Below are 8,179 nucleotides of genomic sequence, written 5' to 3' on the forward strand. Positions count from 1 at the left end.
ATGGATGTTCAACCTTTCGGCGTACGTGCCGACAATGCCATCGCGAACCTGCGTGACAAGGTTCCCGTAGCCACGGATCGCTGGAATGACATGCTGGGGCCGATGCATGCCACGGCTTTCACCGTCGCCGGCGCTCCGCTCGACGTGGTCAAAGACATCCAGGCCGCGCTGATGCGTGCGCAGGAAGCCGGCACGACCCTGTCGCAATTCCGCAAAGATTTCGACGCGACGGTACAGCGATCAGGCTGGGCTTATCGTGGCTCGCGCGGCTGGCGCACGGAGCTGATTTTCCGGGCGAACATGCACTCGGCCTATATGGCCGGGCGTTGGCAGCAGATCGTTGAGAATGCAGACCGCCGCCCATTCCTTGAATATCGGGCGGTGCTCGACAGTAAGACTCGGCCTCAACATCGTGCATGGAATGGCACAATTCTGCCGGTCACGTCGCCGTTCTGGCGAACGCATTACCCTCCATGCGGCTGGAATTGCCGATGCACAGTGCGTTCATACTCCGAGGCTGAAATGTCGTCCGCCGGCAAACAGGCGTCGAACGAACCCGACGTCCGCTATCGACTGATCACCAACGCCGACGGCGAAGTCACCGATCGCGTGCCTCAGGGGATTGATCCCGGCTGGGATCACAATGTCGGGCAGTCCTGGCTGGGGCCGGATATGGCGCTTGGCCAGAAGCTGGCGAGCCTGCCGGTGGACATGCAAAACAACGCGATCATGAATTCGGTCGGGCTGGAGTATCGCAAGGCGATGCAGCAGCGCTGGAGTGACTGGCTTGAGCGGCCGGTGACATCAACGCAAGTGGCCGAGCCTGCGGTTGCCGGCTTTATGGAGGCCGAACTGCCGGCGATCATTGCGCAGGAGTTCCCCGCGTACTCGACGGAATCGCTGGTCGCGGTTGCGCAGGCGGGAGCGGACGAAGCCATCGCGTCGGCCGGGGAAATGGCCGCGCTGTCGAGCTGGCCCCGCGCGTGGCAGGAACGCGTGCCCTCGCTGCTGTGGGATTACAAGGCTGTGCTGGTCGACACGACAGATAGCGGGGCAACTCCGCTTGTCATTCTTGTGCCGGAGGGGAAGATCGCAGGAAAGCAGCCTGTCATTCGACTGCGACTCGACCAGATATCAGACGGAAATCGAACAGGAACCGGAATCGAACTCGGGACAATGGACCCTGCCGAGATGTCGTCGCCTCGGTTCCGGGTCGTTGGAGGCTCACTTTGAGCGATCAGTGGACGGATTCTTGGCAGGTGCCGGACGAATTATTGGCGAAATTGTCGTCCGATTTTGTTAGTTTTTGGGTCAAATTAAACGTCTGATCAACAATTCGACTTATCCACAGCCCGAGAACCACCGGACAAGGCTTTCCGGGCATTTTTCGACTTTTTTAGACCTTCCTGGAGTAGGTCAATCTAAACAGTCCCCCAGTGTCCCCGCGTCGCCGCGTCGCGCGGTGACGGCGATGTGCAAGCATGGCGCACCGCCGCTCGTTGCGGCGGTGTCGCTTACGCACCACGCGTAGTGTCGGGGTGCCGTCGCCCCGGGAGGGTTGTTTGCTATACTGCGAACGATTCTCATTTGCAAAACGGGTGCCTGCGCCTTGCGGCCACACCTGGCCCGGGCACAGGAGGGGCGCATGCCCGCCGACGACACGCTGCCGCGCGATACCGCACTCGACACGCTGCAGGGACTCTATAACGACCATCACGGCTGGCTGCACGGCTGGCTGCATCGCAAGACCGGCTGTTCGCACCGCGCGGCAGACCTGGCACACGACACGTTCGTCCGTTTGCTGGAGCGCGACCCGCCGCGCGTGCTGGCCTCGCCGCGCGCGTTTCTGACGACGGTTGCGCAACGTGTCCTGTACAACCACTGGCGCCGCGAACAGATCGAGCGCGCCTATCTCGACGCCCTCGCTCAACAACCCGAAGCTCTGGCACCGTCTCCCGAGGAACGCGCCGTCGTGCTCGAGACGCTGCTGGAAATCGACCGGTGCCTCGACGGCCTGCCGGCGCTCGTCAAACGTGCATTTCTGCTGGCGCAGCTCGACGGCCTCACCCATGCGCAGATCGCCGCCGAACTGGGCATTTCGCTGGCCACGGTGAAGCGTCATCTGGTGCGCGCGGGCACGCAATGCTTCTTCGCGATGGGGGCCGCGTGACGATGGCACAGACCGCAGCGGCGCGCATTGGCGGCTTCGATGCCGGTATCGCTCAACAAGCCGTGCAATGGTGGGTGACGCTGCAGGGCGGCGACGCCACCGAGTCGGCGCGCGCCGCCTGTCTGCGATGGCGCGAGGCGAATCCCGAGCACGAGCGCGCCTGGTGCCATATCGAGAGCGCGGACGGTCGCATGCGGCAGGCGTCCGGCACGCTCGGCGCGGCCGTTGCCCAGGCGGCACTGCGGGCTCCGCGTTCGCGCGGGCGGCGCATGGCCGTGAAGGCGATCGCCGGAGCCGTATTCGTCGGCACGGGCGCATGGGTGGCCGGCGATCCGCTCGCCGTTCAGTGGCTGCGTGCCGATGCGCGCACCGGTTCGGGCGAGCGCCGTACGCTGCGACTGTCCGACGGTACGACCCTCGTGCTCAATACGCGAAGTGCCGTGCGGTTGTCGATGGACGGTGCCGTTCGGCACATCGCCCTCGTCGAGGGGGAAATCATGGTCACGACGGGCAAGGATGCCGGCCATGTGCCGCCGAGACCGCTCGTCGTCGTCACGTCGCAGGCCACATTGACGCCGATGGGGACGCGCTTCTCGGTGCGCCAGACGGCGCAGGCGGAGCGCGCCACGGTGCAGGTCTTCGAAGGGGCCGTGCGAGTGACGCCCAAGGGCGGCGGCGACGCCAATGCGGCGCATGCGCCAATCGTGCGGGCCGGTGAGCAGGCGCAGTTCACGTCGATGGATGTGACGCCGGTCTTGCCGCTCGCACCCGGCGACGGGGCATGGACCGACGGTATGTTCGTCGCCGTCGACATGCGGCTCGACGCCTTCCTTGCCGAGCTATCGCGTTATCGACGGGGATACCTGCGGTGCGACCCGTCCGTGGCGGCGCTGCGGGTCTCGGGCACGTATCCGCTGGCCGACATTGACGCGGTACTTGGCGTGCTGCCGCATGCGCTGCCGGTGTCGGTGACGTCCGTCACGCGCTATTGGGTGACGGTCGGGCCGCGAGGCTGACGCGCACTCGGCTTCTCGAACATTTTCAGTTTTTTGTCCGGTCAGTGAGCTGTTTCGTCGGCTTCGCGTGACAAGGGAAGTGAAACCTTCTCTCCATTGCCTGAACGAGACATCACATCATGGCTGTCGCTTCACCCGAATTTCCACGTGCGCCGCATGCCGCACGTGCCCGTCGCCGCTTGCACGTCCGTGTCGGAGAGCCGCTTTCCGGGGCTTCCGTTTCACGTCGCCGCCGCGTTTGCGCAGCGGTCGCGGTGACGTTCGCGGCGGCACTCGCCACCGGCGCCGCCTGCGCGCAGACGCCCGCACAGTCGGGGGCCGTTGCGAAAGCCACGACGGCGGCGACGCGTGTCTACGACATCCCGGCCGGATCGCTCGATGCCGTGCTGACCCGCTTCGGCCGTGAAGCGGGCATCTTGCTCACCTATGCGCCCGCACTGACAGCGGGGCGTCAAAGCCCGGGCGTGCAGGGCCGGTTCGACGTGCCGGGCGCGTTCGGCCAACTGCTCGCGGGCACGGGGCTGGTCGCTTCGCCGCAGGGCGCCGGCTATACGCTGGTGCCGCAAGGGGCACCGGTGGCGGCCGGGCTGTCGGAGAGTGGCGGTGCAGATGTGGCGCTGCCGGCGACCCACGTGCAGGCGCAAGCCTGGACCGATGCCTATCGCATGCCGGTCGACGCCAACGTTACACGCTCCGATACGCCGATCCTCGAGATTCCCCAAGCCGTCAACGTGGTGCCGAAGCAAGTGCTGGCCGACCAGCGCGCCCGCACGCTCGACGACGCGCTCGTCAATGTGAGCGGCATCGTGCAGGGCAACACGCTGGCGGGCACGCAGGACACGCTGCTCAAGCGAGGCTTCGGGGGCAATCGCGACGGCTCGATCATGCACAACGGCATGCCGCTCGTGCAGGGCCGGGGCCTGAACGCCAACGCCGATGCCGTGGAAGTGCTCAAGGGGCCGACGTCGTTGCTCTACGGGATCATGGACCCGGGGGGTGTGATCAACGTCGTGAGCAAGCGTCCGCTGCTCAAGTCCTATACGGCGGTGAGTGTGGCGGGCACGACCTACGGACACGGCAAGAACGGCGTGGAGTCGACGCTCGACACCACCGGGCCGATCGGGGACACCGGGCTCGCGTACCGGCTGGTCGTCGATCAGAACAACCAGCAGTACTGGCGTAACTTCGGATCGCAGCGTGAGACGCTGGTCGCACCGACGCTCGCTTACTACGGACGCGACACGCAGGTCGTGCTCTCGTACGAGTACCGCAACTTCCTCACGCCGTTTGACCGTGGCACGGTGATCGATCCGACGACCAACAAGCCGTTGGCCATTCCCGCGCGCCGGCGTCTGGACGACGTGCATAACGAGATGACCGGTCAGTCGCATCTCGCGCAGATCACCGTCGACCATCAGTTCAACCCGGACTGGAAAGCGCACTTCGGCTACAGCTACAACACCGAGACCTATGACGCCACGCAATTGCGCGTGAACGGCATCAATACGAATACCGGCGTCATTTCGCGCAGCAACGACGGCACGCGTGGCTCGGACAGCACCGATAGCTACGGCACCGCGTATCTGGACGGCAAGGTGCAGCTTGCGGGCATGCGCCACGATGTGCAGTTCGGGGGTGATTGGGAGTATCGGCGCATCTACCGGCGCGATCTGATCCGTCAGGCGGCGAAGTGCACGTTCTACTACCTGAATCCGGTCTATGGCTGCGAGGTGATCCCGACCACGGTGTCGGCGAGCGACAGCGATCAGACCGATACGCTGCACGATGCGTCGCTCTTCTTCCAGGACGCCATTCACGTGACCGATCGCTGGATCGTCGTGGGAGGCGTGCGTCTGCTGACGTACAGCCAGTTGGCGGGCAAGGGGCGGCCGTTCCAGGTCAACACGAACATCAGCGATTCGAAGTGGCTGCCGCGTGCGGGCGTGGTCTACAAGGCGGCGGACTACCTGTCGCTGTACGGCAGCTATTCGGAATCGCTCAAGCCGACGTCGACCATCGCGCCGCTGTCGTCGGGCGTGGTGATCGATTCGAACGTTGCACCGGAGCATGCCAGGTCATACGAGATCGGCGCGAAGCTCGACATGCCGAACGGACTGAGCGGTACGCTGGCGGTATTCAACATCGACAAGCGCAATGTGCTCGTGTCGCAGTACAACGATGCGACCAAGGGCATCGACTGGCGTACGTCGGGGGCGGCGCGCTCGCGTGGCGTCGAGCTGGATGTGTCTGGGCGTATCGGCCAGCGCTGGAATGTGATCGCCAGCTACGCGTTCATCGACGCGAAGACCACGGACGATCCTCTCTACACCGGCAACACGCTGGTGAACGCGGCGCGTCATACGGCGTCGCTGGCGGCGGTCTACGACTGGGGGCCGGTGCTGGGTGATGGCAGCGGCAATCTGCGGCTCGGGGCGGTGGGGCGGTATGTCGGTTCGCGTCCGGGGGATTCGGCCAATAGCTTTACGCTGCCCTCGTACTTCGTCGCCGATGTGTTCGCGACCTACGACACGAAGATCGGGCGGCATCCGGTTCACTATCAGTTGAACGTCAAGAACGTGTTCAACAAGACGTACTACCCGTCGAGCGCCAGTCAGTATTTCGTGGCGGTCGGCGACGCGCGCTCGGCGACGCTGTCGGCAACTTTCGAGTTCTGACGCAGGCTGAAGCGATGTTGCACAATTTCGCGGCGGCTGGCGATGCGCGCTCGGCGATGCTGTCGGTAACTTTCGCGTTTTGACGCCGGCTGACGCGGTATTGCGGAATTTCGTGACGGTCGACGATGCGCGCTCGGCGACATCGTCGGCAACGTTTGAGTTCTGATGCAGGCCGATGACGTTTTCCAGAACCGCCGCGACCGGAACGACCGGTGCGGCGGTTCTTTGTTTTGGCGAGGGCATTCGCGGCATCCGACATGTTGCGGGTCGTTCGGTGTCGCGTCGTGTGTCGTTCAGAGCAGGTCGTCGCTTGGCAGAAGCGTGAAGGCGCCGGCCACGGCGTTACGCCAGAAAGGGGCATACGGTTCGACGTCGAATACGCGTGGATGGCCGTTCTCCTCGCCGACCCAGCGAAGCGCCGGCATGGTCGGCGGAATGGGGAGTGCCGGTGTGGGCGGTGTCGTGCCGGGGGGGACCAGTTCGACCCGGAAGCTGGCGCGCGGCGCGACGGCCCGGTCGAAGATGCGCGCCATGCGCTCGGCAAATTCGGGGCTGTGGATGACGATCGCCAGCTCCGTGTTCAGGCGCACCGACCGCGGGTCCAGATTGAACGAGCCGAGGACGACGTCACGGCGATCGATCACGTAGGCCTTGCCATGCAGACTCGCGCGCGACGAACCGCCGAAGGTGACGCGTCGTCGGGGCGGCTCCGTGCTGTCGCCGTCGTTTTCCGTGCGGATCGGCTTGAACTCGTACAGTTCGATGCCCGCTTGCAGCAGGGCCGGGCGGTAGCGGGCGTAGCCGGCGTGGACCGGCACGACATCCGTGGCCGCGAGGGAGTTCGTCAGCACGCGGACTTTGACGCCTCGCCTGGCCAGCATCGAGAGGAATCGTACGCCGCCGTCCAGGGGCACGAAGTAGGGCGAGATGATCAGGACTTCGCTTTGCGCGTTCGCGGCCAGGTGACGGAGCTTGTCACCGGGGGCGCTCTTTGTTTCCGTGGCGGGGGCGTCGAGTTTGTCGGGGGTGTCTGCTGCGAGTTCGGCGGGTGCCCAGAAGAGAGGCACCTTGCCGCTGCGCAGGCCGTCGGCGAGCGGCGGTTGGTGAAGGGCCTCGTGACCGGCGGGCACGTTGTCGGCGTCGCGCCAGTGACGTGCGAGGGCGTCGCGCGTGGCGTCGAGGGTCTCCTTGTCGATCTTCGATTGCACCTGGCGCAGGGGATAGGACTGGGTGCTTGTCCAGAAGTGGTCGAAGCTGCGGGAGATGGCGTCTACGACCGGGCCGGCGCACAGCAGATCGAAATCGCGGAAAGAGAGGTCGGGGTTGGCGTCGAAGTATTCGTCCCCCAGGTTCCGGCCGCCGACGATGGCCAACTGGTTATCGGCAACCAGCGCCTTGTTGTGCATGCGACGGTTCAGCTGGTCGAAGCGCGTGAGCAGGTTGCCGGCGCGCTCGAGCAGGGTGGTGTCGCGTGTACCGAACGGATTGAAGACGCGGATCTCGATGTTGCTGTGATGATCGAGCACCGCGAAGGCGGGGTCGGTGTGACGGCGGTTGATGTCGTCGACCAGCATGCGAACGCGAACGCCGCGGTCGGCGGCGTCGATCAGCGATTGCAGGAGCAGGCGGCCGGTGATGTCTTCGCCGGCGCTGTAGTACTGAACATCCAGACTGTGCTGGGCGGCCTGCACGAGGGCGATACGGGTGGTGAACGCAGCGGACCCGGTTGCCAGCAGCTGGAAGCCGGATTGGTCGGGGTGCGTGCTGATGGCGGGGGCGAGTGCGCTGGCGAGGGCGCCCGATGTAGCGGCAGGGGTATGCGACGCCCACTGCGACGGTTCCGGCGGTGGACGCACGGAACTGCAGGCGACGGCCAGAAGCAGCAACGGCACGGATAGCGCCAGCCGCCAATGGCGGAATGAGGGGAGCGGACGAAAGAGGTGAAACAGGAACATCTCGAGCGCTCTATATATAGGAAGGTCGGGTAGGGGAGGCGCCGGGTGGCGCGGCGCCGACGCGGACGTTGCCTTTCCATATGGGCAAGCTATCGGGAAGCATATGCGAATTCGTTGGTTGCGTCGCCGGGGGATGCCCCGATACAGTGAGTCCGTCTCCTCCATGTGTCCTGTCCCATGGATCTCGGCCCGCTCACGACGCGGGCCTTTTTTTGCCCTTTTCAAAATATTTTCACAAAAGGCTTGCCAGGGTTCGGGGTTTTCACTAATATTCCGTCTCTCGCAACGACAGCGACGCAGCGAAAGCGGCGAAGCGGTTGGGGCGACGGGCTGAAAAGCCCGGTGGTTAGTGGTTTTTGAGCA

General features: G+C 64.9%; 5 protein-coding genes. 4 read left to right on the forward strand and 1 reads right to left on the reverse strand.

Annotation, left to right across the window (positions count from 1 at the left end; genetic code table 11):
- The 4 genes from ABWO90_RS14865 (at position 1) to ABWO90_RS14880 (ending at position 5,861) form a co-directional block, all read left to right on the forward strand.
- On the forward strand, positions 1-1,233 hold the full coding sequence (locus ABWO90_RS14865) for a phage head morphogenesis protein (RefSeq protein ID WP_353191996.1): 1,233 nt from the start codon (positions 1-3) through the stop codon (positions 1,231-1,233).
- A 412-nt stretch (positions 1,234-1,645) separates the two neighbouring features.
- Positions 1,646-2,170 (forward strand): sigma-70 family RNA polymerase sigma factor, encoded by a 525-nt coding sequence (locus ABWO90_RS14870; protein WP_353191997.1) that lies wholly within the window; start codon positions 1,646-1,648, stop codon positions 2,168-2,170.
- Positions 2,171-2,172: 2 nt separating this feature from the next.
- A complete protein-coding gene (locus tag ABWO90_RS14875) occupies positions 2,173-3,186 on the forward strand; it encodes a FecR domain-containing protein (protein ID WP_353191998.1) in 1,014 nt (337 codons plus the stop codon).
- 119 nt (positions 3,187-3,305) lie between these two features.
- Positions 3,306-5,861 carry a TonB-dependent siderophore receptor gene (locus tag ABWO90_RS14880; RefSeq protein WP_502922618.1) on the forward strand — a complete coding sequence of 852 codons (2,556 nt, stop codon included), beginning with the start codon at positions 3,306-3,308 and terminating at the stop codon, positions 5,859-5,861.
- A 293-nt stretch (positions 5,862-6,154) separates the two neighbouring features.
- On the opposite strand, the gene ABWO90_RS14885 is transcribed toward ABWO90_RS14880, so the two are convergent.
- Positions 6,155-7,816, reverse strand: coding sequence for a phospholipase D family protein (locus ABWO90_RS14885; protein ID WP_353192000.1), 1,662 nt, complete (start codon positions 7,814-7,816; stop codon positions 6,155-6,157).
- Between the last annotated feature and the right edge of the window lie 363 nt (positions 7,817-8,179).

The sequence above is a fragment of the Pandoraea pnomenusa genome, assembly GCF_040391475.1.
In the GTDB taxonomy this organism is placed as follows: Bacteria; Pseudomonadota; Gammaproteobacteria; order Burkholderiales; family Burkholderiaceae; genus Pandoraea; species Pandoraea pnomenusa_C.